Annotated in this window: 22 protein-coding genes; 13 read left to right on the plus strand and 9 right to left on the minus strand. The window is 46.0% G+C overall.

The features are described 5' to 3' along the window. Nucleotides 1-2 precede the first annotated feature (2 nt). The gene (locus U0033_RS21805) at nt 3-1,253 is read right to left on the minus strand and encodes an NAD(P)/FAD-dependent oxidoreductase (RefSeq protein WP_072365852.1); all 1,251 of its coding nucleotides are present in this window, start codon (nt 1,251-1,253) and stop codon (nt 3-5) included. A 66-nt stretch (nt 1,254-1,319) separates the two neighbouring features. Between U0033_RS21805 and U0033_RS21810 the strand changes: the two genes are divergently transcribed. Then, a complete protein-coding gene (locus U0033_RS21810; RefSeq protein ID WP_083571890.1) occupies nt 1,320-1,628 on the plus strand; it encodes a YbaB/EbfC family nucleoid-associated protein in 309 nt (102 codons plus the stop codon). A 242-nt stretch (nt 1,629-1,870) separates the two neighbouring features. Next, a complete protein-coding gene (locus U0033_RS21815; protein ID WP_072365849.1) occupies nt 1,871-2,995 on the plus strand; it encodes a tetratricopeptide repeat protein in 1,125 nt (374 codons plus the stop codon). A gap of 63 nt (nt 2,996-3,058) precedes the next feature. On the opposite strand, the gene U0033_RS21820 is transcribed toward U0033_RS21815, so the two are convergent. Then, nucleotides 3,059-3,730 carry a DUF2306 domain-containing protein gene (locus U0033_RS21820; protein WP_245801877.1) on the minus strand — a complete coding sequence of 224 codons (672 nt, stop codon included), beginning with the start codon at nt 3,728-3,730 and terminating at the stop codon, nt 3,059-3,061. After that, the gene (locus U0033_RS21825; protein ID WP_143150952.1) at nt 3,727-4,467 is read right to left on the minus strand and encodes a hypothetical protein; all 741 of its coding nucleotides are present in this window, start codon (nt 4,465-4,467) and stop codon (nt 3,727-3,729) included. Before U0033_RS21825 ends, U0033_RS21820 begins: the two co-directional genes overlap by 4 nt. Nucleotides 4,468-4,600: 133 nt before the next feature. Between U0033_RS21825 and U0033_RS21830 the strand changes: the two genes are divergently transcribed. Beyond that, nucleotides 4,601-5,185 carry a collagen-like triple helix repeat-containing protein gene (locus U0033_RS21830; protein WP_218164120.1) on the plus strand — a complete coding sequence of 195 codons (585 nt, stop codon included), beginning with the start codon at nt 4,601-4,603 and terminating at the stop codon, nt 5,183-5,185. 140 nt (nt 5,186-5,325) lie between these two features. On the opposite strand, the gene obgE is transcribed toward U0033_RS21830, so the two are convergent. Further along, entirely contained in the window at nt 5,326-6,330 is a 1,005-nt protein-coding gene (gene obgE, locus U0033_RS21835; protein WP_072365843.1) for a GTPase ObgE, read from the minus strand. Nucleotides 6,331-6,442: 112 nt separating this feature from the next. After that, nucleotides 6,443-7,015: an adenylate kinase gene (locus tag U0033_RS21840; protein WP_072365842.1), complete on the minus strand. Its 573-nt coding sequence runs from the start codon at nt 7,013-7,015 to the stop codon at nt 6,443-6,445. Nucleotides 7,016-7,419: 404 nt separating this feature from the next. Between U0033_RS21840 and U0033_RS21845 the strand changes: the two genes are divergently transcribed. Then, the gene (locus U0033_RS21845; RefSeq protein ID WP_245801876.1) at nt 7,420-10,392 is read left to right on the plus strand and encodes a glycoside hydrolase family 3 N-terminal domain-containing protein; all 2,973 of its coding nucleotides are present in this window, start codon (nt 7,420-7,422) and stop codon (nt 10,390-10,392) included. 137 nt (nt 10,393-10,529) lie between these two features. On the opposite strand, the gene U0033_RS21850 is transcribed toward U0033_RS21845, so the two are convergent. Next, a complete protein-coding gene (locus U0033_RS21850; protein ID WP_072365838.1) occupies nt 10,530-10,952 on the minus strand; it encodes a hypothetical protein in 423 nt (140 codons plus the stop codon). Nucleotides 10,953-11,106: 154 nt separating this feature from the next. Here U0033_RS21850 and U0033_RS21855 point away from each other — a divergent pair, with 154 nt between their 5' ends. From U0033_RS21855 to U0033_RS21875, 5 genes are all read left to right on the plus strand, one after another. Beyond that, nucleotides 11,107-12,153 (plus strand): COX15/CtaA family protein, encoded by a 1,047-nt coding sequence (locus tag U0033_RS21855; protein ID WP_072365837.1) that lies wholly within the window; start codon nt 11,107-11,109, stop codon nt 12,151-12,153. A gap of 96 nt (nt 12,154-12,249) precedes the next feature. Continuing rightward, nucleotides 12,250-14,496 (plus strand): patatin-like phospholipase family protein, encoded by a 2,247-nt coding sequence (locus tag U0033_RS21860; RefSeq protein WP_072365835.1) that lies wholly within the window; start codon nt 12,250-12,252, stop codon nt 14,494-14,496. 378 nt (nt 14,497-14,874) lie between these two features. Next, nucleotides 14,875-16,689: a translational GTPase TypA gene (gene typA / locus U0033_RS21865; RefSeq protein WP_072365833.1), complete on the plus strand. Its 1,815-nt coding sequence runs from the start codon at nt 14,875-14,877 to the stop codon at nt 16,687-16,689. Nucleotides 16,690-16,751: 62 nt separating this feature from the next. After that, nucleotides 16,752-17,366, plus strand: a complete 615-nt coding sequence (locus tag U0033_RS21870) for an alpha-ketoglutarate-dependent dioxygenase AlkB family protein (RefSeq protein WP_072365831.1) — start codon at nt 16,752-16,754, stop codon at nt 17,364-17,366. 29 nt (nt 17,367-17,395) lie between these two features. Continuing rightward, nucleotides 17,396-17,794, plus strand: a complete 399-nt coding sequence (locus U0033_RS21875) for an META domain-containing protein (RefSeq protein ID WP_072365829.1) — start codon at nt 17,396-17,398, stop codon at nt 17,792-17,794. Here the strand turns inward: U0033_RS21875 and U0033_RS21880 are convergent. The 3 genes from U0033_RS21880 to U0033_RS21890 all read right to left on the minus strand — a co-directional run bounded on the left by U0033_RS21880 (nt 17,791) and on the right by U0033_RS21890 (nt 21,243). After that, nucleotides 17,791-18,216: a VOC family protein gene (locus tag U0033_RS21880; RefSeq protein ID WP_072365827.1), complete on the minus strand. Its 426-nt coding sequence runs from the start codon at nt 18,214-18,216 to the stop codon at nt 17,791-17,793. The two genes, U0033_RS21875 and U0033_RS21880, sit on opposite strands and share 4 nt — an antisense overlap. Before the next feature lie 45 nt (nt 18,217-18,261). After that, nucleotides 18,262-18,978, minus strand: a complete 717-nt coding sequence (locus tag U0033_RS21885) for an AraC family transcriptional regulator (RefSeq protein ID WP_072365825.1) — start codon at nt 18,976-18,978, stop codon at nt 18,262-18,264. Nucleotides 18,979-19,086: 108 nt separating this feature from the next. Then, entirely contained in the window at nt 19,087-21,243 is a 2,157-nt protein-coding gene (locus U0033_RS21890) for a S46 family peptidase (protein ID WP_072365824.1), read from the minus strand. 302 nt (nt 21,244-21,545) lie between these two features. Here U0033_RS21890 and U0033_RS21895 point away from each other — a divergent pair, with 302 nt between their 5' ends. The 4 genes from U0033_RS21895 to U0033_RS21910 all read left to right on the plus strand — a co-directional run bounded on the left by U0033_RS21895 (nt 21,546) and on the right by U0033_RS21910 (nt 24,958). Then, nucleotides 21,546-21,977, plus strand: coding sequence for a hypothetical protein (locus U0033_RS21895; protein WP_072365822.1), 432 nt, complete (start codon nt 21,546-21,548; stop codon nt 21,975-21,977). Nucleotides 21,978-22,053: 76 nt separating this feature from the next. Continuing rightward, on the plus strand, nt 22,054-22,680 hold the full coding sequence (locus U0033_RS21900) for a ribonuclease HII (protein WP_072365820.1): 627 nt from the start codon (nt 22,054-22,056) through the stop codon (nt 22,678-22,680). Nucleotides 22,681-22,730: 50 nt separating this feature from the next. After that, the gene (rpoN, locus tag U0033_RS21905) at nt 22,731-24,227 is read left to right on the plus strand and encodes an RNA polymerase factor sigma-54 (protein WP_072365818.1); all 1,497 of its coding nucleotides are present in this window, start codon (nt 22,731-22,733) and stop codon (nt 24,225-24,227) included. 38 nt (nt 24,228-24,265) lie between these two features. Next, nucleotides 24,266-24,958 (plus strand): hypothetical protein, encoded by a 693-nt coding sequence (locus U0033_RS21910; RefSeq protein WP_072365816.1) that lies wholly within the window; start codon nt 24,266-24,268, stop codon nt 24,956-24,958. Nucleotides 24,959-25,094: the final 136 nt, after the last annotated feature.

The raw sequence follows: 25,094 nt of genomic DNA on the forward strand, positions 1-25,094 counted from the left end.
TGTTATCTATTGAACAGTAATTTGAAATAAAAGGATGGTTTAGTCAGTCGCTTACGCAGATCTACCTCGTAGAACATGCAGGAAAGGAGTTCCTGCAGTTGTTTGTTGCGGCTGCTCACCTTCATGAGGGTATTGAACAGCCACGGGTAGCGGATCAGCTTTTGCAGGCGGTGACTTAATTTCAGTTCGGGCCCCATTACACGATATACTTCTGAATCATATTTCGCCAGTTGGGCGGCAGAGAAATTGTTTGCCAGCAGCGCTTCATGTGCCTGTATCCCTGCCAGGCGACCTGAGTATAGGGCATTGCCGATACCTTCGCCGGTGAATGGGTCTATCAGGTAAGCGGCATCGCCTACCAGCATATAGCGGTCGCCATGAAGCACCCGTACTTTACTACCCAATGGCAGGCCATAACCTTCGATATTGCTGATCAGTTCTGCATCTTTGAAGCGCTCTTTGAAAGCAGGATCGTTGGCAATGATATCCAGCATTTCCTTTTTCAGGTTGATCTTCTTTTTGCGCACTGTTTCGCTGAGTATACCTACGCCCACATTGGCTTCGCCATTTGGCAGGGGGAATACCCAGAAGTAGCCGGGGAGCAGGTTTTTCAGGAAGTGCAGTTCAATGAAGTTATCGGCATTGTTGCCACTTACATTTTTGTAATAGGCACGTATACCGGCTACGTAATGATTTGGTTCCATTGTAATGCCGGCTACTTCTTTGGTAAAAGAAGAGTAGGCACCATTGGCAATGATGAGGAGTTTGGCTTTGACCTGGAAAGCGCCGTTGTTGCCGCTTACAAAGTAACCATCTTCCTGCAGTTCGTATTTATCAACGTTTACATTTTCGTATAAACTGATTTCTTTGCGGCGTTTGATCTCATCCACCAGGAAGTTATCGAAGTCCATACGTTTGGCTACATAGCCAATGGGAGTTTCTTTATGGCCTTCATTATTGGTGTTGTAATCAGGTCGGTAACCAACAGCCAGGCTATGGCGACCAGGTGATACAAAGGTGACACCCCAGCTGTTTACTTTGAAAGTAGCCTCTTTGAGGCGGGTCGCAATGGCAGGATCGATACGGTTAAGTGCCGTGAGAACTTTTCCACTTAATCCATCTCCACAAACCTTATCACGGGGGAAAACAGCTTTGTCTACTACTATACATTCAACTCCCAGTTGTGCAAGTTGTAGTGCTGCTGCAGCGCCGCCAGGGCCGGCGCCTATAATACATACTTTGGTTTCCAACATGCTGTTGATTTAGGGCGGTAAGATAAAGAAAAGTGAAATATCTTCGCGCCCTAAAATAGTCCTACCATGTTTGATATGTTTGGTAAGCTGCAGGAAGCGCAGCAGAAAATGAAAGAAAGCAAAGAACGTTTGGCCCTGATCACTGTAGATGGCGAAGCGGGTGATGGCGCGATAAAAGTGACCGTGACCGGCAACCGCGAAGTAAAAAGCCTGGAAATAGCTGAGAGATTACTTGAAAAGGATCATAAAGAAGAACTGGAAGATTTGGTAATAACAGCCCTGAACCGTGCCCTGAAAGCGGCAGAAAACACCTGGGAGTCTGAAATGAAGAGTGTGGCAGGTGGTATGCTGGGTCCGCTGGGGGGCCTGTTTTAACCCAATAAAGCTTCGGGGCGTCTTCAGTGAAGATTCGCTCGGATAACTACATTATAAGTACACCAAAAGGTCACCAATATATCACCTCTATATCCAATCGATAATGAAGTGATATATTGGTGACCTTTTAGTGTACTTTTGGAGAACTACATGGACCGAATCTTCACTGTATCAAGACCCCTATCTTAGGCCCTCGTATTATAAAAATCTTATATTATCTTTAGCCGATAAAGTACTCTCGTATGCGTCAATTGTTATTGTTTGTAACAACAGTTATTCTATTTGCCTGTAATGGCCCCTCAGAAAACAAAAAGGGATCAGCTTCAGGTGTTACACTTACAGAAAGTAACCTGTACTCCGAAGACACTGTATTAATGGTGGCCAATGCAGGTGCAGCCAGGGACAAGGAGGCAGATAAGCTGTTTTTACAGGCCATCGATGTTTTTCGTAACAAGAAAGATCCGTCTCAGGCGGTAGCTCTCTTCAAAAAGTCTATCCTGGCGCAGCCACAGGCCAGGGCCTATTATGAAATGGGAAATGCCCTGGGCGATCAGGGCAAATTGCAGGAAGGACTGCAGGCTTATGATATAGCAGACATCCTGGATTATAAACCCCTCAATAAACTCCTCTATAACAAAGCTTGTTTATATGCCAGGTCTGGTGAACTGGCAAAGGCAAAGCAATATCTTATATCAGCCATTGAATTTGGCTATGGCAACCTGAAAAACCTGCAAAAAGATAAGGATCTCGACAAACTGAGAGAAGATGACCCGTACAATTTCAACGATCTCATTATGACCGCTATGTCTGGTTCTTCAGATCCGGATAAGCTGCAGTGGGCGGTCTTCAGTCACGAATTTACCCAGGTGAAATTTCCGCTGCTGCTGGACATGAAGTATGCTGATCACATGACTGAGGATAAAATCATTTCTTACGACAATGAGCGCTATGTACCTGAGATGCGTGATTATTCATTTTCAAGGGATGTAGGAGGAGAATATTACAGGGTGGGTTTAGTGAGAGCCAATGACAGCAACCGTACCCTGATCTACGGTGTAGTGGATGAAATGGGGGGTAATATACTGCCTGTATATTATATCGCCAGCTTTAATAATAAAGGTACACTGATCGATAAGTTACTGATCGGGGGGCAAAAAATCCTCAAGGACCCTTACAAAGTGGCGACTATCACTGCAAATTATGATATTGAAATATCCAATTTTGAGTTGACATATTCAAAAGATCCGAATGAAGAAGGGTATGAGGATAATCCGATCAGGAGTCAGAAGCCTTTAGGGAAGGATCATTATGCGATCAGAGAGGATGGGCATTTTGTGAAGAAGGATGTGGTGTTGGGAATGCGTTAGTTGATGACGATGTAGATTGAATGCTCTTTAAAGAAAACAACGCTCCTGGCCTTATTGCCAGGCTTATTTTCCATGGGATTGTTTAACTGGGTAAATTTTTTCAATTTTCCTGATGATCAGTTCTGCAATAAGCAGGTTCAGTGTCCAGCTAAGCCATGCAATGAGCATGTAAGTTGCATGTGGACGAAGGGGAATATTCAGCACATCTATCAGGTAGGCATACAACCGAAGGCTCACGGCCGATAGTGTAAGGGCATAGCTCCGGAGCATCATTGCGCCATGAGACATCCATCGGTGTTGCCTGGCATAATACCAGCCCATGGCGGTGGTATACAACCAAAGAAGGGCGAGGAGAACAAAACTGATTCGTGCCGGCAAGCCTCCATTTGCATAAAAAGCCATTACTAAGCCACTGGGGCCACTGAGAAACAAGACTACCACTGCATATATGGTTCCGGACCGGCGATGCAGACCTGGATATTTTTTTATTACGTACCAGCTGAATTGCAGCAGGCCGGTGATCATCACAATAAAGCTGATGAATACATGTACATAGAAGCTAAATCGCCAGTGAAGAATATGATAAATTCTTTGCTTGGTCATCAGGAAATCTGTGTACGGATCAAAAGCAAGATAGGGGATACTCAGCCTGATGAGCAGCCAGGTTGCAAAGAGAATGCCGGCAGCTAATAAGGTGATCCCCCCTTTCTTCAATATGTGTCGTGTGTTTATCAAGGTCCAACCCAATAACGGATACTGTCAGCAGTTTCTACGCCTGTTAGGAAGCGGGTATCATTTTCGCCTTCGTATGTGATCGTATAGAGGGTAGCAGGGGTAGGCTGATCGCCTTTCTTTTCCCAGTTTACGTACAGTGAGTCTCCTTTTCTTTCCCAGGTTCCTCTAACAGTGATCATCTGTTGTGCAAAGGTAGAGTCATCTATCTGCGGATAGTAGTTCAGGATAGCACTACCATCGGATTTAAAGTTAATATCCCTGTGATCGCCACCTAAAGGATAATCAGCTTCGAAACCATTGCCTTTACCTTCAGTTTGAATAATTTTTACAACGCTGAATGATTTGCCTGCCAGTTTGGAATTGTTCAGGGGTACCCACTGGCCGCTGCCTTTTTCGCCCGCAGCATCGAGGTGGATGGTGAACTTTCCATCAAAAGGATGATCACCCGGTTCATTGAGAATGACATCAATGCCGTCTTTTGTCGTCTTATAACTACCGCTCACATTGCGGCGCAACCCGAGAAGTACGTTATAGCCGGCGAGGTGATTATTTCTGGCATAGTTGATCGTGATATAGATCTTTTTGCCATTGAAATCGCCCGTATACAAGCCGGTTAAACCATCAGCTGGTTTTGAAACGGCTAGGGTGGTGCTATCTGTGGCAGGAGGCGAGGATGTTGACGACTTACAGGCGCAAAACAGGGCGGCGCTGATACAAACTTGGACTAGATATTTCACAGGGTATTTTTTTGTAAAGTAAGACAAAAATATTTAGTGATAAAAGGGGAGGCATTCTTCGTATATTTAGGTACGTGATAATCCTGGCCCCGATATCCCTGATTTTAATTCATAATTATCAAAACTTCTGTAAATGAAACGAATCTTCTGTTCTGTTAATGGACCCCTTTTGCTATTGGCTATAGCCATGTTTATGTTTAGTTGTAGTAAAGATGGTAGTACTGGTCCGAAAGGAGATACAGGTGCTACCGGTCCTGCCGGCCCCACTGGCCCCAAGGGTGATGCAGGTACTGCAAATGTTATTTATTCTGACTGGCTCACAGTCGCTTTCAAAGCGGATACTATTCACACTTCAGGTGGAGGAATTGATACCATTGGATATTTTGCTGATATAGCTATTCCTAAACTGGATGCTGCAATAATCAGTTCCGGAGAAATGAAAGTATATGTGAACGGGAAAACAGCCGCTAGTCCACTTGTATCGCCATTGCCATACTATGACGTTTATACGAATTTGAATATCCATGCCACTTTCTCTGTAGGTGGAGTTGGTTTGTATTCAAATGGAGATGTTAGTACCTATGTGGATAATACCGGAGCTAAGCGGTGGCAGTATAGATATGTGCTGATCCCGGGTGGTACAGCAGCAAGAAAAGCGACGACTGTGGATCTGGGTGATTATAACGCTGTAAAAGCCTGGCTGGGGCTAAAAGACTAAATTTATAGAAATAGAAAGAGGCTGTATCATAATCCAGATACAGCCTCTTTCTATTCGTACCCCTGATAGAGTCGGGTTTAAGCAATTCTCAGCCGTTATTTTTACTTATGGGCCAACCTCTTTTTTTATTTCAGGAGTGTTTATTCTTTAGGTGCTGCATTCAACGCATCCCACAGCATGTCTTTCAGCTGTGACAAGCCCTGTTGTGTCACAGAAGAGATGAACACATGAGGTACACCAGCAGGCAGTTCTGCAGCAATTGCTTCTTTCAGTTCATCGTCCAGCATGTCACTCTTGCTGATCGCCAGTAAAAACTGTTTATCCAGCAATTCAGGATTGTACATCTCCAGCTCATTCACCAGGATCTCGTAATCCTTTTTATGGTCGGAGCTATCTGCCGGAATCAGGAACAATAGTACCGGGTTCCTTTCGATATGTCGCAGGAAGCGGTGTCCTAGTCCTTTCCCTTCGTGCGCGCCTTCGATAATACCTGGCAGATCTGCAATACAGAATGAACGGTCATTTCTATATGCGACCATGCCCAGTTGAGGGGTGAGCGTAGTGAATGCATAATCTGCAATCTTTGGTGTAGCGGCTGTGATGGTAGAGAGGAGGGTGGATTTACCTGCATTCGGGAATCCTACCAGGCCTACATCTGCCAGCATTTTCAGTTCCAGCACTTTCCAGCCTTCTGTGCTGGGCATACCTGGTTGTGCATAATCAGGCGCCTGGTTGGTAGCAGATTTGAAATAGCTGTTACCACGACCGCCCTGACCGCCCGGAATCCAGATCACTTCTTCGCCATCCTCGAGGATTTCTACTTCCAGGTCACCGGTTTCCTCATCAAAGGCCTGGGTACCCAGGGGAACTTCGATGATGACATCTTCACCATTTTTACCGGTACTGTTATTGTCGCGTCCGTTGCCGCCGTCTTCTGCTACTACGTTTTTGTACCAGCGCAGGTGCAGCAAGGTCCATAACTGGGAGTTGCCTCTGAGTATGATATGGCCGCCACGACCACCGTCACCGCCATCGGGGCCGGCTTCGGGGTTGTATTTGGTACGCATAAAGTGGGCGCTACCCGCACCGCCTTTACCCGATTTGACGGATATCCTGATATAGTCAACGAAATTGCCTCTTTCCAATGTGGAGCGATTTATTATAAATTTAAAAACGCAAAGATCGTGAAGTTCATCCACTTTACATGGATGGTTACTTACGATCTTTGCGTCTAATATGATAAGATCAGCCTGCTGATTATACTTTTTCTTCTACCAGCGGGTCGATTTCTTTGCTTAAGCGCGCAAAAATTTCATCAACAGTACCTTCACCGTTCACTTTCTTAAACTTGCCGAAACGGGCATAGTGATCAGCTACAGGAGCGGTTTTGTTGTGATATTCTACGAAACGCTCGCGGATGGTTTTTTCATTATCATCCGGACGTTTTCTGGCCAGCAGGCGCTGTACCAGGTTATCTTCATGTACTTCCAGGGACAGTACGTTGGAGATAGCGGTTTTTTTCAGGTCCAGCAATTTGTCCAGTGCTTCTGCCTGGGCAGTCGTACGTGGGAAGCCGTCAAAGATAAAACCTCTTGCTTCCGGGTTGGCTTCGAGCTTCGAACTGATCATACCAATCACGACAGCATCCGGTACCAGTAATCCCTGGTCCATCAGGCGCTTTGCTTCCATGCCCAGGGGAGTCTGAGCAGCAATTTCTCCACGCAGCAGATCACCGGTAGACAGGTGAATCAGCCCGTATTTTTCAATCAGGTTCGCACTTTGCGTGCCCTTTCCGCTACCGGGAGGGCCAAAAAGAATAATATTGACCATGTGTTTAAAAAAACTTTAGCAAGACTGCAAATATAGCAAACAATTGAATGTATAGGTAACTAAAATTACCATTGCTTGAATAACATAAAATATTTAAGAAAATCCGTAGATATGTTTTAATGATTTGCTGGAAATAATGGATTATTTTTAAGCAGATTGTTCCATAAAGAAGAAAAAAATGGTCGTTCGGGGCGCACAGTCGTAAGATATTTTGTTATGTTTAAGGATTACAGGTCATTTGTTCCTACCTCCTCATGTAAATATAAATATTTATACTGCCGCTTTACAGCCGTGAATATGTAAGGTAGCATAATAATTGGGACTCAAAATGCAATCAGGGCGCAGCTCCCGGAAAGGGAGATAATTCCCCGTAGGAAAACTTTTTATTGATAAGCAGCTAGATTATGAAGCAGTTACTGATCTTAGGACTTTCCGGATTTATGTTAGCCGGCTCGGGTAGCAAACCCGCCCTGGCACAGGTTGGACCCGTTCCAAAATTACTGACAGCAGACGCCGCCGCTACACATTGGGTAGACAGCGTATTTGAATCGCTCAATAATGATGAGCGTATTGCGCAGCTTATCATGATAAGGGCACACTCCAATCTTGGCGCAGATCATGTGAAAAAGATCACCAAAGATATCGAAGACAACAAGGTAGGTGGTTTGATCTTCTTCCAGGGAGGCCCGGTACGACAGGCAAACCTCACAAATTATTACCAATCCATTTCCCAGACGCCGCTCCTGATCGCCATTGATGGAGAATGGGGCCTCGGCATGCGCCTGGATAGCGTGATCAGCCTACCCCGTAACCTGATGATCGGTGCCGCACAGGACAGCAGCCTGGCCTATAAAGCGGGCAAGGTGCTGGGTCAGCAATGTCGCAGGCTGGGGGTACATGTAGACTATGCCCCGGATATGGATATTAACAATAATCCTAATAACCCGGTTATCAATGATCGCTCTTTCGGGCAGGATAAAACACAGGTAGCCCGTATGGGGGTTGAGATGATCAGGGGAATCCAGGATCAGGATGTAATGGCCGTAGCCAAACACTTCCCGGGTCATGGTGATACAGATACAGACTCTCACCTGGATATGCCGGTGATCCATAAATCCAGGGCGCAACTGGATTCGCTGGAATTATATCCCTTCAGGCAAGCAATCAAGGCCGGCATAGCCAGTATCATGATGGCACATCTCTACATTCCTGCTATTGATAGCACCCCTAATACGCCTACTTCCATTTCTCATAAAGCAGTCGTAGACCTGCTCAAGGGTGAAATGGGTTATAAAGGTATCGTGATCACCGATGCGCTGGAAATGAAAGGTATTGCCAAGTTCTACACCGGTGGGGAAGAGGCTGCCAGGTCGCTGGTGGCCGGCAATGACATGCTCATGCTGCCTTCTTCTGCACGGGGAAGTGTAGAGGCTATCAAGAGAGCGATCCGCCGTGGAGAGATCAGTTGGAATGAGGTGAACGAAAGAGTGAAGAAAGTACTGCTGGCCAAATACAACCTGGGCCTGAACAAGCCACAGGTAATAGAAACTGCTAATCTTGCTGCAGACCTGAACGCCGTGACGGATACACTGATCAAAGAAATTGGCCGTCAATCTATCACTTTGCTGAAAAACGATAACCAGCTGATTCCTTTCAAACAACATACACCAGCTAAGGTAGCTGTGATAGCAGTAGGTGCGGATGTCAATAATGCATTCCTGCAATCCATCAAAGCGACCCGCCCGGATATAAATACATTCATCTTTACTTCCCGTCAGTCCCCGGCACAGGTAGCACCTGTGGTAGAAAGACTGAAAAATGAATTCCAGGCAGTGATCATCGGTGTACATAACTACGGCCGCAGACCTGGTAACAATTTCGGTATCAGTTCTGCAGAGCGGCTGCTGGTACAGCGCCTGCAACAGGAAATGCCATCTGCCACCGTGGTATTTGGTAATCCATATGCGATTCAATATTTCTGTGACGCGCCTACTATTGTAGCAGCGTACGAAGATGACGATGCTACACAAAAATCTGCTGTTCAATTACTGTTTGGACAACTGATTCCAACAGGCAAACTGCCGGTTACTGTATGCCCGAATTTTACTTATGGCATGGGGATCGTACCGGCTACACCGCCACCTGCGCTTGCACTTCAACCCCTGGAAGAAATAGCACCGGCAAAAGTAGGCATGAACGCAGCAACGCTTACAAAAATTGACATACTGGCCCAGGATATGATTGCAAAGGGTGCTGCGCCCGGTTGTGAAATACTGGCGATGAAAGATGGCAAGATCGTATACAACAAAGTATTTGGCCATTATGATTATAGCAGCAACGAACCAGTTACACATTCCAGCATTTATGACCTGGCTTCTGTAACGAAAGTATGTGCTACGACGATGTCTGTGATGAAACTTTATGACGAAGGGAAACTAAGCCTGGATGGAACTTTAGGTGATTACCTGCCCTGGGTGAAAGGCAGTAATAAAGCGAATCTGAAAATAAGAGATGTGCTCCTGCACCAGGCGGGCCTTGTATCTTTCATTCCTTTTTACCAGGGTGTGTTGATGAAGAATGGTGCACCTGATACAGCTTTGTTCCACAGCTATGCAGATTCTATATATTCCAGGCGTGTGGCAGAGCACCTGTATATGAAGGATTGTTATGTAGATACCATGTACCAGAAGATCCTGGAAAGTTCGCTGAAGCCACAGCAGGGATATGTATATAGCGACAACGATTTTATTTTCCTGGGTAAGGTGGTAGAATCCATTACCGGGCAGAAACTGAATCACTATGTAAGAGAAACTTTCTATGAACCGCTGGGTATGAACAGCACCGGATTTAAACCCAGGGAGCGTTTCCCGCTTTCGCAGATTGCACCTACCGAGAGTGAGCGTAGTTTCCGCATGCAGTGGATAAGGGGGGATGTGCATGATCCGGGTGCTGCAATGTTTGGTGGTGTAGCAGGGCATGCCGGTTTATTCTCGAATGCAGAGGATCTGGCAGTATTGATGCAAATGTTATTGAATGGTGGTACTTATGGTGGGCAGCGTTTTATAAAGGAAGAAACGATCAAATTATTTACTGCATACAATAGCAATATCAGCCGCCGGGGTCTGGGCTTTGACAAGCCTGAAAAAAATAACGGAAAGCATGGTGAAGCATATCCTGCTAAGAGTGCATCATCACTTACATTTGGACATACAGGGTTCACAGGTACCTGTATCTGGGTAGATCCCCAGTCTAAGCTGGTATTCATTTTCCTGAGTAACCGGGTATGTCCTGCGGGTGGTGATAACAAGAAGCTGATCACCATGCATGTAAGAGAAAATATTATGGAAGTGCTGTATGAAGCGATGAACCAGAAGTAGTGCCTGGCGTATTGCTCTCCGTACGGAGAGCAATACGTGCACGTGTATTCAGATAAGATAAGGACCTTTCATAGATTAGGCAATAGCGACAAGATGAGATATGCCCCAGGGCCACTCATTTTGTCACTATTTGTTTTTTATTGGACAGAAACTGTTCTGTTAATGCTTGTCTCGGTTTTGATACCGATGATTTTTTCTGCAATGCGTGTTCTACCTTTTCTGATTTCGAAAACATAGTTACCGTCCTGCAGGTCTGCCAGGTTAAAACGGGCTTTATAAACCAGTGTTACCGGCAGTGATTCCTGGTGCAAGGTAGTGTTGTTGGCATCCTTGATGCTCAGGATTATTTTGTCGCTGCCTGGATTTTCAACGGTTACGCGAAATACCAGGTCACTTCCTGTTACCTGTGCTACATCCAGTTTGAAATCGCCTGTAGCAGCAGGTGTTTCTATGTTGGCAGCAGTGGGCTTTACTTTGTTCATGGCAAAGTCCTGGGCAACGGCAATGGATTGGCTAAATAGGATAGTTGCAATGACTGCTATAAATTGTATGTGTTTCATACAAAAGTTTGTTTTTAGTGTTTTGATGTTTTCAGGGTACCTTTTGTCGCCGCAAAGATCAGCAGGAGGTGTTAAGGGAATATTATGGAGATGTTAAGAAAGCATTACGAATGTCAAACCTCAAAGTACTAACTTTGCCATCGATTATTGATTTATGGATAGATTGACAACACAACAGCAAAGGCCGGTGGCGATCTGGTTATATATAGGGGTGGGAATGCTTATTATTCAGGTATTATTGGGAGGGATCACGCGTCTTACGGGATCCGGCCTGTCTATTACTGAATGGAAACCTATTCTGGGTGCATTTCCTCCAATGAATGAAGCTGCTTGGGTGAAGGCCTTTGATAAGTATAAAGAAATCGGACAGGCAAAGTATCTCAACAATCATTTTACCTTATCTGATTTCAAAGGGATATTTTTTTGGGAATGGCTGCACCGTGACTGGGCCCGTTTGATGGGAGGGGTGTTCCTGGTAGGATTTGTGTATTTCCTGATTAAAAGAAAGATAGACCGTTCTATGATTAAACCCATGATAATCCTGTTTTTATTGGGCGGGTTACAGGCGGCTATTGGCTGGATCATGGTACAGAGCGGATTGAATGAAGACAACCTGTATGTAAACCATATACGCTTAGCGATACACTTCCTGGCAGCCTTGTCTCTACTTGTCTATGTGTTGTGGTTTGCGCTGAAGTTGAGTACGCCGGTACGGGAAATTCTGTTGGCACCAGGATTGAGAAAATTAAATGGCTGGCTATTGGGCTTATTGTCTTTGCAATTGTTCTTTGGTGCATTGATGGCGGGCCTACATGCGGCGCTGGCGGCAAGTACATGGCCGGATATTAATGGTGCATGGATCCCCGGGAACATGTTTACGCAGGGAAATTTCCTCCAGGATCTGACACATAATACACAAACCATACATTTTGTACACAGAAACCTGGCTTACCTCATTACGATACTGGTAGTGATCTGGTGGTGGAAGGCGGCATCTGAAACACCGGAGCATAGCCTGCTGCACCGGGTACGGTATCTGCCGTTGCTGCTGGTACTGGTACAGGTATTACTGGGTGTGCTGACATTGCTGGGTAGCCAGATCCATATTCCAATATTGCAGGCCATATTGCATCAGGGAGTGGGCATGTTGTTGCTGTTGGTGCTGGTGTGGACGTATTTCTTAAGTTATAGGAAGAAATAAGATAAAATATTTTTTGACCGGGCCCAAAACATTTGTTTTGTTTCTCCCCGACACCTATTACAATTTTTCGTAAGTTTAGTTGTAATTGCGTTACGGATGAAAGTGAAATATCTGCCGGTTAAATTCTTCTATTCTTTCCCGATCCAACTATTGTTGCTCCATTTCCGGAAGTACCAGGTGCTGCTCATATTCTGGGCTGTTCTGTTCAGTGCTATTAATGGTGGTTTTGCAAAAGTATTCGGTGGCGATGCATTGTATCTCGCGCCTGAATATCTGGGCCAGGTGAACTTTTACAGCACTACTATCCTCGGCCTGGCTGCCGGCTTATTTACCATGAGTTGGAACATCACTACTTTCATACTGCATACCGGTCGTTTTAAATTTCTGGCGACCACCTCTCAACCTTTTTTCAAATACTGTCTTAATAACTTCATTGTTCCGGTTGCATTTATCATCAACCTGCTGGTGCGCTCGTGGGAATACCAGCGTTATCAACAACTGAGCACTGTACCGGAAATCATGTTGCTAACAGAAGGCTTTATCTGTGGATATTTATTCGTCATCTTCTTCTCGTTTTTCTACTTCTTCAATGCTGATAAAAATATAGGTCGCAGGCTGGAAAGAAAGTTTGGTACACCCCGTAATTTTCTGCGACTGGTACTAAAACCGACACAGGAAAAAGATGAAAACGCGCTGCCTGTTACGAATTACTTCAACTCTCCCTGGCGGATCCGCCGCGCCAGAAATGTAGATCACTATAACAAACATTATCTCGACAGTATTCTCAAGCAGCATCACTATGCAGCTATGATCACTGTGGCCTGTGCGTTGTTCTTCCTGGTGATACTGGCGTATATGATGGACTATCCGTTTTTTAGAATTCCGGCTGGTGCCAGTGTGATGATCTTTTTTGCATTCCTGATTGGCGTTGCCGGCGCATATGCGTACCTGTTACAAAGCTGGGCTATTCCGCTAGCACTGGTACTGATGGCGGGTATGAACTGGATGGTGGAACATGACCTGCTGGATAACAGGAATAAGGCTTACGGATTAAACTATAAACAACATGATCAGCGACCTGAATACAGTACGGTTGCGCTGCAAAAATTCTTTTCAGAAAAACGCAGGGAAGCTGATAAAGTGCAAACGCTGAAAATACTGAAAGCATGGCGTGCACAGTTTCCTGCCAGGCAGCGCCCCAAGCTGATCGTACTGAATTTTAGTGGTGGTGGTTTGCGTGCTGCTACCTGGAGTATGAATGTATTGCAGCGGTTGGATTCCATCATGGATGGGCAGCTGATGAATCAAACGGTGTTAATGACAGGTGCTTCAGGCGGGATGATTGGCGCTACCTATTTCAGGGAATTGTATCTTGAACAGGAGAACGGTAAAAGCCTGAATCTATACGACAGTATTTTTACAGAACGCACTGGCCGTGACCTGTTAAATTCCATTTTTACAGCCATGTCTGTGAATGATTTTATCACGCCATGGCGAAGTTTTAAAATTGGCGATAATCGTTATGCAAAGGATCGGGGATATGCATTTGAGATGCAGCTGAATGCGAATACTGATAATGCGCTTTCCAAAACAATCGGAGATTACCGGGAACCGGAACTGGAAGGGAAAATTCCTATGCTGATATGGAACTCTACAATCAATGCTGATGGCAGAAGATTGATCATATCGCCACAGCCGGTTAGTTATCTCTGTGCACCCGCTTATCCACGGGGAAAACAGGCCTGGCAGGATGTGGACGGGGTTGATTTTACGCAGTATTTTGCAAAGCAGAATCCTATGCAGTTAAAGGTGACCAGTGCGATCAGGATGTGTGCGACTTTCCCTTATGTATTACCCAATGTATTTTTGCCCAGTGATCCGATCGTAGATGTAATGGATGCGGGGATCAGGGATAATTTCGGGCAGGATGTATCGATGCGTTATCTGTATACATTCAGGGAGTGGATCAATGCGAATACGAGTGGTGTTATTTTTATTCAGATCAGGGATACACGAAAGAACGATATACGGCCTATTCAAAAAACGAAGGTATTGACGGATCTGATGTTTGATCCCCTGTTTACCATGCAGCAGCACTGGAGTTCTATGCAGGACTTTGCGCAGGATGATAAACTGGGTTACCTGGAAGGGTATTTCCCCGTGGGATTTCACAGGCTTATCCTGCAATACGTACCCCAGAAAGAAGATAAGGCGGCAGCGCTGAGCTTCCACCTTACCTCCCGTGAAAAAATAGATATTGCCGGCGCATTGGATAATCCAACGAACCAGGCATCATTTGACAGCATCATGAACCTGATAAAAAAGCCAGCGCCGGTTGAATAAACTGAGAGAATGCCTGGACGTGTGACAGATCCATGTAAGTCATGCTTACCTGTTGGCCCTGAATTTGTAGCGATATAATATGTACCGTGTAAGGGTACTAAAATGTGGTGAGTTCTGCATCCAGCGCGGGAATTTTCTGCGCACGGCCGGGCAGGATGGCAGCGCTGGGAAGAATGGCAGGTAAAATAGATCTGATGAGCATGGTTTCGTCTAATGAGTGAATAAAATAATAGGTATGGCGCAAAAGTAATGCCGGTGCGGCTGCCACCGAAGATCACAATTATTTAAAGGGATTTCCCCACATTTTCCACAATTTGTTATAACTTTGCGCCTTCTTTTGGCTGGGGACCAGCTAGCCGAAGTCAACTAATTTGATTTATGAATATCCGTAACATAGCAATTATTGCGCACGTAGACCACGGTAAAACGACCTTGGTTGATAAGATCCTCCATTCTACCAACGTTTTCAGGGCTAACCAGGAAACAGGTGAATTGATCATGGATAACAACGACCTGGAAAGGGAGCGTGGGATCACCATCTTAAGTAAAAACGTTTCCGTTGAGTACAAAGGGGTGAAAATCAACGTTATCGATACTCCGGGCCACGCCGACTTCGGTGGTGAGGTAGAACGAGTATTGAGAATGGCTGATGGTGTGATCCTGCTGGTGGATGCCTTTGAAGGCCCAATGCCACAGACACGCTTCGTGCTGCAAAAAGCGCTGCAGCTCAACCTGAAACCTATCGTTGTTATTAACAAGGTAGACAAGGCTAACTGCCGTCCTGACGAAGTTCATGACGCAGTATTTGAGCTGTTCTTCAACCTGGATGCTACGGAAGAGCAGCTGAACTTCCCAACCTATTATGGTTCCGGTAAGAATGGCTGGTTCAACGATACCAACACGCAATGTGAAGATATCACTCCACTGATGGATGGTATCCTGAAACACGTTCCAGAGCCTCAGATCGCTGATGGTACCCTGCAGTTGCAGATTACCTCTCTGGATTACTCTACTTTCCTGGGCCGTATCGCTGTAGGAAGAGTAGCACGTGGTTCTATCAAGGAGAACATGCCAATTTCCCTGGTGCAGACAGATGGTTCTATCAAAAAATCCCGTGTTCGCGAACTGTATATCTTCGAAGCCCTGGGTAAGAAGAAAGTAACCGAAGTAGCAGCAGGTGATATCTGTGCGGTAGTAGGTCTGGAAGATTTCGGTATTGGTGATACAATCGCTGATTTCGAAAATCCGGAAGCATTACCGGTAATCAGTGTGGATGAGCCTACGATGAACATGTTGTTCAGCATCAACAACTCTCCATTCTTCGGTAAAGATGGTAAGTTCGTAACTTCCCGTCACCTCCGTGACCGCCTGGTGAAAGAAACTGAAAAGAACCTCGCATTACGCGTATTAGATACTGACAGTGCTGATAGCTTCCTGGTTTATGGCCGTGGTATCCTGCACTTGGGCGTGCTGATCGAAACCATGCGTCGTGAAGGATTTGAGTTGACTGTAGGCCAGCCTCAGGTAATCCTGAAACAGGTGGATGGTAAGAAATGTGAGCCATATGAAAACCTGGTTGTAGACGTACCTCAGGACTTCGCCAGCAAGGTGATTGACCTGGTTACCCGTCGTAAGGGTGAAATGCATATCATGGAAACCAAGGGTGACATGCAGCACCTGGAATTCGAAATTCCTTCCCGTGGTCTGATTGGTTTGCGTACGCAGATGCTGACTTCTACTGCTGGTGAAGCTGTAATGGCACACCGTTTCAACGATTATAAACCATGGAAAGGTCCAATCCCTGGACGTAGCAATGGTGTGCTGATCGCAAAAGAAGCTGGTACCACCACTGGTTACTCTCTCGATAAACTGCAGGATAGAGGTTTCTTCTTTGTAGATCCGGGAGAAGATGTGTACAGAGGTATGATCATCGGTGAAAACAACAAGCCTGGTGACCTGGTAGTGAATCCTAATGAAGGAAAGAAACTGACCAACATGCGTGCAAGTGGTACTGATGGTGCAACCAACATTGCTCCTAAGACGCTGATGACACTGGAAGAATGTATGGAATACATCCAGCAGGATGAGTGTATCGAGGTAACGCCAAATAACATCCGTATGCGTAAGACCATCCTGGATGAGGAAGAAAGAAAGCGTTTCCAGAAGACCATGAAAGCTGATGGTGTAGCTTAGTTGTAATAGTATTACCAAGTATATTAGTGCCGTTCCGCCCATAAGGTGGAACGGCTTTTTTTATGCAGTTACCATTTTTCGAAGAACCATCCGGGCAATTGATTCCTTTGCAGGACGGGGAATTGTTGTATTACCCGCACTTTTACACTGCGCAGGTAGCCGATGCATATTTCCGCTCACTGATGGCGGGTATCGACTGGAAACAGGAAGGTATGATGATGTATGGAAAACCGGTACAATTTCCGAGGTTAATGGCCTGGTATGGGGATGAGGGGAGTAGCTATGCTTTTTCCGGGAAGCGGTATGTACCTGCAGCCTGGACGAAGGAATTGCTTGAAATGAAAGAGCAGGTGTCTGTGCCTGCCGGGGTCGCATTTAATAGCGTATTGCTGAACCGCTACCGGAATGGCAATGATTCCATGGGCTGGCATGCGGATGATGAACCTGAATTAGGAACAGATCCCGTGATCGCATCTGTGAATTTTGGCGCTACCCGCCGGTTTATGTTTCGACATCAGCGGGCAGGGCTGAAATATGAACTGAATCTGACACATGGGTCATTACTGATCATGAAGGGGAGCCTGCAACATCACTGGCAGCACCAGGTACCGAAGACAGCAAAACAAATGGGTGAGCGGATCAATCTCACATTCAGGGTCATAAAGCCGATGGTTTGATTTTTGATTTTCTACTGGAAATTACAATTATGAGAGGAAAAATAACCCTGGGCCTGCTTTTTTTGATGGCCTGTACTTCACTGAAAAAGGTTCCGGACCTGGGAGGCCTTCGATGGAGCCTTGTACAGTTACAAAATGAAAAACTGGATTCTTCGCCGGTTTATGTACAGTTTGATACCAGTGCACATCGTTTTAGCGGCAATGCAGGTTGTAATAAGGTGTCAGGTAATTATACCGCTACTGTAAAGACGCTGACTTTTGAGGAAGTCATCAGTACGCGCATGGCCTGTGTGGATACAAGGGCAAATGAAAGAGAGAGCCAGTTGCTGCGCCTGTTGAATAATCACACATATGCATATGATATAAACGGAGCGACCCTGCAACTGAAAGACAGCGGCAAGGTCATTCTACAGTTTAAAGGATTTTAGGGTAGGATGATATTGTCATTTTCGTCCAGTTCCCAGAAAGGATTGTGGGCTACTTCAAAAAGGAATCCTTCAGGATCTCTGAAATAACCGCTGTATCCACCCCAGAATACTTCTTCAGCCGGCTTTACTATCACTGCGCCGGCCTGGGCAGCCTGTTTCAGTACGCTGTCTACTTCAGCTCTGTCTTTTGCATTCAATGCCAGTGAGAATGCGGGAAAACCGCTGCCTTCTTCAGGTACATTGGCATCGGCGGCCAGTTCTTTTCTACCAAAAAGTGATAATACCATTCCATTTAACTGGAAAAAGGCAACGCCATCCTGACTGCCAGAAGAGCGTTTCCAGCCAAGTCCGTCCTCAAAAAAAGAAATAGATTTCTGCAGGTCTCTTACACCCAGGGTTACCAGTGTCAGTTTTTGTCGCATGTATGTGAATATTAGGATCTAAAGATAAGTGCTGAATGGGTGTCGTTATTTGTATAAAAACGACAAATATTCGCTGGGTGCATCCCCGGTAATTTGCCGGAATTCCCTGGTCAGGTGTGCATGGTCATGGTAGCCGTAGTCGATAGCTAGTGCCAGCAAACTGGAAGCGGGTTGTTTTTGCAGGGCTTCCTTTGCGCTTAAACAACGAACGATGCGTGAAAAAGTTTTGGCAGAGGTACCGATCTGCTGTAGAAAGGTGCGTTCAAAATTGCGGGGGCTCATGTTGACCTGTGCGGCGAGCGTAAGGGGAGAGATGTTGCCCCGGCGGGATTGTATAGCATGGATGGCAGCCTGCATGCGGACGGGTTGATCAGGTAGTGCTTTTAACAGGCAATGAGAGATTGCCTGGAAGGGGTTAGTGTTTTGTGCGATGGCCTCCTGCAACTGGCGTACCAGGGGCAGGGAGAGTGCATCGCCCTGGATGTGCTGATCTGTCAGTAACTGCATGGGCATGCTGGCAAAGGCGGCCATACCAGCGGGTTTAAAGCGAATGCCGAGTAAGCGGGATGCTGTGGATGTATGTGTATCGTGGTAAGTCGTCATGGTACCAACGGCTTTAACACTGTAATCATCCAGGTTGAAAATGAAATCGGCGCAGAGATCGGGGAGTATGCGGGAAGTGGCCGGACCGGAGGTAGTGACGATCCAGTATGCGTCTATGTAAGGCGCTAATAAGGCCGGGGGAGTGTATGCTGCATACATAAAACAAATTTATTGATTTCTGGTCTGCCGCAGGCAAGCTCATAAAAAAGCACCTGCTTTTTGGCAGGTGCTTTTTTATGAGCTATATAAATTCATTCATTTATTCACTTATTTCACAAGCTTCAGCTCACTGATAATATTTGGTGCGCCGCCCAGCTTGTCGATACACCAGAGTACGTAGCGTATATCCACACAGATCGTACGGTTGTATACCGGATCAAACTGGATCTTATGGCTCAGTGCCTCATAGTTACCATCAAATGCTAAACCGATCAGTTCTCCATTGCCATTCAGCACAGGAGAGCCGGAGTTACCACCGGTGATGTCGTTAGTTGTAATGAAGCAGGTAACGATATCGTTCTTGCGGGCATCTTTATACTGACCGAAATCTTTCTTGTTGTAGAGGTCTACATAGTTTGCAGGCAGGTCGAATTCGTAATCACCTGGTTTGTATTTTTCCAGCACACCTTTCATGGTACAAACGTAATCGTAAGATACAGCATCGCGTGGTGCGTATGGTTTTACCTGTCCGTAAGTGAGGCGCATAGAGAAGTTCGCATCGGGATACCATTTCTTGTTAGGCTCCATCTGCATCAGGCCTTTCAGATAACCTCTGCCCAGATCATTGATTTTGGTAACGAACTGGTTGTACAGTGGCAGGTATTTAATGCTCCAGTTTTTGATGAATGCACTGGAGTAAGCAAAGGCAGGATCCTGTTGCAGGGTTACTGCATCAGGGTGCTCTATGAAGGCTTTCCAGCGGGCATCGTTCAGGATCATTGTGCTGGACATCAGTGCTGCCGCCCAGAGGCGGTAGGTATTGTCTTCGTCCAGGCTACCGAATTTTGCTTTAACTGCATCATAAAACCCGATTGGATGTTGTGCTGCAGGGATTTCTGTATAGAACATGCGGCAGGTAGCTGCCAGTATTTTCTGATCGCTTGTTTTGTCTTCTTCTTCCAGGAAGGCGGTACGGGCTTTATCAGCAGCCTGGATGCTTTTGGCTATAACGTCGCTGCTGGTGCCTGGCTGTACCATGGCTTTTTCCAGTGCCTGCAGGCTGGCTGCAAAACCGGCCAGTGGGGAACCCATGATACCTTCATTGATGTATATGCGGTGTTTTGCATAGGGGGTCCATTCCTTGTAGGTTTGGGTATAATCAGCGAAGATGTGTTCGAATTCGGGTTTGCCCTGTGCCCATTTTACGAAAGCGCTTTCGTTCAGTTGTTTTTGCTCTTCTACTTTGTATTTGAGGAGCTGTTTGGTTTCACCGTCGTAGAACTTCCAGTAGTTAGCTATGCTGGCATAGGAAGAAGCCAGTTTCAGTTTGATAGCCGGATCTTTCTTCATCTGGTCAAACATATATTTCAGGCGTACCGCGCGCAGGTTGACGATAGAAGGGTTTTCTACCTCGATTTTCAGTTTCACACCTTCGGAGCTTTCATACCTGTTGGTACCGCCAGGGTAGCCAAAGATCATGGCATAATCGTTTTCTTTGATACCCTTGATGGATACAGGCAGGAAATGTTTTGGTTTGAGTGGTACGTTGTCAGCGGAATAATCGGCTGGTTTCCCATCTTTGTTAGCGTATACACGGAACACGGAGAAGTCGCCGGTGTGTCGTGGCCATTCCCAGTTGTCGGTATCGCCGCCAAATTTTCCGATGCTTTCCGGCGGAGCGCCTACGAGGCGGATATCTTTATAGCGTTCGTAAACGAAGAGGAGGAACTGGTTGCCTTTGAAGAGGGGGAGTACTTTCGCTTCGTAGCCGGTGCCGTTGGTTGCTTCGGTTACGATTTCGCCGATGGTGGCTTGTTGTTTCTTCATTCTGTCCTGGCCACTGAGGCCCTGGAGGGCATCTTCCATCTTTTTGGTTACATCATCTACGCGTACGAGGAATTGTACGGTCAGGCCGTTTGCAGGGATTTCCTGTATTTTGGACTGAGCGTAGAACCCGTTTTTCAGGTAGTTATGTTCCACGGTGCTGGCGGTAGCGATGGCATCGTAACCGCAGTGATGGTTGGTGAAGATGAGGCCCTGATTGCTCACGATTTCGCCGGTACAGCCGCCACCGAATATGATGATCGCATCTTTTACCGATGCCTTATTGATGCTGTATAACTGTTCTTTGGTGAGTTTCAGTCCTTTCAGGACCATATCATTGTACACTTGCTGCCCTAATAAATAAGGCAGCCACATGCCTTCGTCTGCTTTGGCGAATTTAACTGCCAGTAACAGCAAAAGCAGCAGAACTTTTTTCTTCATTGATATCGTATTTTTTTGAAAACAGGGCCAAACCTAGCTAATTTTTAGGTATTGACCGCTGATATTATGATGGGAGGGGGCTGTAGTTAATCATTTGGTATATCATGCCCCCGAAAGGCCGTTTTCGAAAGCTGATGCTGGCGGCCGGCTTTAAAATTGAAATATGGATCAAGGGAAATAGGGCAAAAGAAGGTCATCCAAACAGGGAGGGGTGATAGAAGGCATAATTATGGAATGGCATTTGTTAAAGGGGAGGTGATTATTGCAATCACGCACACAAATTTTATTTAAAAAACCTACTTATGAAGAAGCTGTTGTATCTATTGGCTGCCGTTGCATTCTTCGCCTGTAACGAGACCCCCTCACAGGAGGAGCGGAAGGATTCGCTGCGCGCAGGTGTGGAAAAAATTGGACAAGATGTTAAGTCCGCTGCGGGTGATGCTGGGGATTATCTGGATGAAGAGCGGCAAAAGCTGAAGGGAGACCTGGAAGAGAGAAGAAATGATATAGATAAAAAAATGGATCAGCTGAAGAGTGACGGATCCACCAGAAGTAAGGAGGCGCGTCGTAAACTGGAACGCTTGAGACACCAGATCAGCGGCAAGCTGGATGAACTGAAAAATGGTACCGCTGCCGGCTGGGATAGTACCCGTACCGACATTGATTCTGCTTTAAAGCGCTCCGACCGGGAATGGACGAATTTCAAACAGGATTTCAAAGAATTATTCCAGTAAGAATTTAGATTTTTGACGGGTTCCGGAACAAGGCTAAAATCCCTAACTTTACCGGGCAACAATCAAAAGAATCGCCTTGTTACGTTCATACCATCAGAAAGAGATCGCATTAGAGGCTGGCTGTGACGAAGCCGGCAGAGGGTGTCTGGCAGGGCCTGTATTTGCGGCGGCAGTTATTTTGCCAACAAAATTCCGCCACAAACTGCTCAACGATTCCAAACAGCTGAAAGCTGCGGACAGGGAATACCTGCGCGGGGTGATCGAAGAAAAGGCCCTTTTCTATGCAGTAGCAAGCGTAGATAACGAAGAAATAGATAAAATCAACATATTACAGGCTTCATTCAGGGCCATGCACTTAGCACTGGAAAAGTTGCAGCAGCAGCCGGGATACATCCTGGTAGATGGCAACCGTTTCAAACCCTATGGAAATGTTCCCCATGCCTGTATTATCAAAGGAGATGGTATTTATGCTTCAATAGCAGCAGCATCTATATTGGCCAAGACGTACAGGGATGAATATATGATGAGACTGCACGAACAATTCCCACATTTCGGCTGGAATGAAAACAAAGGGTATCCTACCATTCAGCACCGGAATGCCATCAGGGAACATGGAGATACTCCCTTTCACAGGAAGTCATTCCGGTTACTACCGGATGAGCAGCTTACGCTGGACTTTGGAAGGGAAGCGGCCATAGACTAAGATTAGTAAACACTATTGTTATTATTTTTGCCCTTGGATAGGATCAGACTATGTTAAAGCAGACACAACAGCAGAAGCTATTACAGAAATTGTCGCCTCAGCAGATTCAGCTTATGAAACTGTTGCAGGTTCCCACAGCCGTACTTGAAGAGCGTATCAAGGAGGAGTTGGAGGAGAACCCTGCGCTTGAATATGGGGAAGAGGCACATGAAGAGGAATTTAAGGATCCGCAGGATGAGTTTTCAGGTAATGAGGAAGGCGAGGGTGATGACGAATTTGAACCAGATGGAAGTGAGAACGAATATGATAATATTGACATTTCCGAGTATGTAAGCGAAGGAGATGATGATATAGCCGATTATAAGCTGCGCGATGACAATTACCCGGATCAGGATGAGAACAAAACCATCCCGGTACGGGTAGAGACATCTTTCCACGAGCACCTGCTTGAACAACTGGGCATGCTGGAGCTGGATGAAAGAAAGAACGCCATAGCTGAGCAGATCATCGGTAGCATTGATGACGACGGATATCTGCGCAGGGAAGTGAGTGCTATTGTGGATGATCTTTCCTTTTCACAGAATGTGAGCACAGACGAAGAGGAGATCAGGGACCTGATCAAAAAGATCCAGGATTTTGACCCTCCCGGTATTTGTGCCACCGACCTGAAAGAGTGCCTGTTGCTGCAACTGAAACGTAAGCCACAGGACGATGAAGGGGTATTGGGTGCTTACCTGATCCTGGAGAATTACTTCGATGAGTTTACCAAGAAGCATTACGAGAAGATCCAGAAAGGACTGAACATAAGTGATGAGGGGCTGAAGGAAGCGATTGGGCAGATCATTCGCCTTACGCCAAAGCCGGGGGGTAACTATGCTACCCTGAATAAGGCGGAGAGCTATGTGGTGCCGGACTTCTTTATCCTGAACAACAATGGTAAGCTGGAACTGACACTGAACTCGAAGAATGCGCCTGATCTGCGCATTTCTGAAGGTTACCGCGACATGCTGAGGGAGTATGACCGTGGTGATAAAAAAGACAAACGCCAGAAAGAGGCGGTATTATTTATCAAGCAGAAGATTGATGCGGCCAAGTGGTTTATAGATGCCATCAAGCAAAGGCAACATACCCTGTTGTCTACGATGGAATCCATTATGGGCTACCAGCGTGAGTTTTTCCTGACAGGGGATGAAACCACCATGCGCCCGATGATCCTGAAAGACATTGCGGACATTACCCAGCTGGATATTTCGACAGTAAGCCGTGTGGCAAACAGTAAGTATGTGCAGACGGAGTTTGGTACTTTCAAGCTGAAATTTTTCTTTAGCGAATCATTATCAACAGATAGTGGGGAAGAGGTATCTACCCGTGAGGTGAAAAAGATACTGTCTGACCTGATAGAGGGGGAGAACAAGCGGAAACCGCTGAGCGACGAAAACCTGACGAAGATGCTCCAGGACAAGGGATACAATATTGCCCGCCGTACGGTAGCAAAGTACCGTGAGCAGCTGAATATCCCGGTAGCAAGGCTGAGAAAGGAGTTATAATAGGGCCGCTGTACAGCCCATATGTACAGACGATTTAAATGGAACAAGCAACTATACACGCAACAGATAACCGGCCAGAACAGGCTCCGGTATTTAGCCCCGTGCTTCGCGGGATCGCATTATTTATATCTTATCTGCTTCATCCTCTTTTTATACCGCTGATGGTAACCTGGCTGGTGGTGCATGCACTACCGGAGTACTTTGTAACCTTTAAGCAGATCAGTTACCGTTTTGCGTATGATACGCTGTATTTCAGGGTCATTGCCATCAGTATCTTCTTTCCGGCACTGACGGTAGGATTATCCAGGGCGCTGAACTTTATTGATAGTTTGCATCTGCGTACCCAGAAGGATCGCATTATTCCTTACATCGCCTGCACCATTTATTATTTCTGGGCATTTTATGCCTTTAAGAAGCAGGGGGTGGCACCGGCTTTTTTCAATGTATTCTTTTTAGGTGTTTTTATAGCCGTGATAATGTCCATGGTACTCAATATACGTATGAAGGTGAGCATGCATACGGTAGGCTGGGGCGGTGTGATCGGGTTTGTCCTGATCGTGATGTTCAGTCTGCAGTTGAATGTAAGCGGCGTATTGGTCCTGGCATTCTTCCTTTCGGCGATCGTAGCTACTTCACGTCTTATATTAAATGCCCATGAACCGGCGGAGATTTACGCAGGTTTCCTGGTGGGTATACTGGCACAGCTGATCGCATATGTCATAGTGGGATAAAAAAATCTGCCCTTTTTTAAAGTATTTTCTGGCTGCGCAAATTCAGTGCGCGAGGGCTTCCCATCTTTGTAGTGTTATTTGATAATTGACATATGCGTCTGTTGTGAGTTAACCCCCTCATTTTATTTGCTAGCAG

This window comes from Chitinophaga sancti (assembly GCF_034424315.1).
Taxonomy (GTDB): Bacteria; Bacteroidota; Bacteroidia; order Chitinophagales; family Chitinophagaceae; genus Chitinophaga; species Chitinophaga sancti.

Coding starts and splice junctions, on each gene's coding strand:
- U0033_RS21805 (WP_072365852.1), bottom strand. CDS start 1,253: ATGTTGGAAACCAAAGTATGTATTATAGGCGCCGGCCCTGGCGGCGCT.
- U0033_RS21810 (WP_083571890.1), top strand. CDS start 1,320: ATGTTTGATATGTTTGGTAAGCTGCAGGAAGCGCAGCAGAAAATGAAA.
- U0033_RS21815 (WP_072365849.1), top strand. CDS start 1,871: ATGCGTCAATTGTTATTGTTTGTAACAACAGTTATTCTATTTGCCTGT.
- U0033_RS21830 (WP_218164120.1), top strand. CDS start 4,601: ATGAAACGAATCTTCTGTTCTGTTAATGGACCCCTTTTGCTATTGGCT.
- U0033_RS21840 (WP_072365842.1), bottom strand. CDS start 7,015: ATGGTCAATATTATTCTTTTTGGCCCTCCCGGTAGCGGAAAGGGCACG.
- U0033_RS21845 (WP_245801876.1), top strand. CDS start 7,420: ATGAAGCAGTTACTGATCTTAGGACTTTCCGGATTTATGTTAGCCGGC.
- U0033_RS21850 (WP_072365838.1), bottom strand. CDS start 10,952: ATGAAACACATACAATTTATAGCAGTCATTGCAACTATCCTATTTAGC.
- U0033_RS21855 (WP_072365837.1), top strand. CDS start 11,107: ATGGATAGATTGACAACACAACAGCAAAGGCCGGTGGCGATCTGGTTA.
- U0033_RS21860 (WP_072365835.1), top strand. CDS start 12,250: ATGAAAGTGAAATATCTGCCGGTTAAATTCTTCTATTCTTTCCCGATC.
- typA (WP_072365833.1), top strand. CDS start 14,875: ATGAATATCCGTAACATAGCAATTATTGCGCACGTAGACCACGGTAAA.
- U0033_RS21870 (WP_072365831.1), top strand. CDS start 16,752: ATGCAGTTACCATTTTTCGAAGAACCATCCGGGCAATTGATTCCTTTG.
- U0033_RS21875 (WP_072365829.1), top strand. CDS start 17,396: ATGAGAGGAAAAATAACCCTGGGCCTGCTTTTTTTGATGGCCTGTACT.
- U0033_RS21880 (WP_072365827.1), bottom strand. CDS start 18,216: ATGCGACAAAAACTGACACTGGTAACCCTGGGTGTAAGAGACCTGCAG.
- U0033_RS21885 (WP_072365825.1), bottom strand. CDS start 18,978: ATGTATGCAGCATACACTCCCCCGGCCTTATTAGCGCCTTACATAGAC.
- U0033_RS21890 (WP_072365824.1), bottom strand. CDS start 21,243: ATGAAGAAAAAAGTTCTGCTGCTTTTGCTGTTACTGGCAGTTAAATTC.
- U0033_RS21895 (WP_072365822.1), top strand. CDS start 21,546: ATGAAGAAGCTGTTGTATCTATTGGCTGCCGTTGCATTCTTCGCCTGT.
- rpoN (WP_072365818.1), top strand. CDS start 22,731: ATGTTAAAGCAGACACAACAGCAGAAGCTATTACAGAAATTGTCGCCT.
- U0033_RS21910 (WP_072365816.1), top strand. CDS start 24,266: ATGGAACAAGCAACTATACACGCAACAGATAACCGGCCAGAACAGGCT.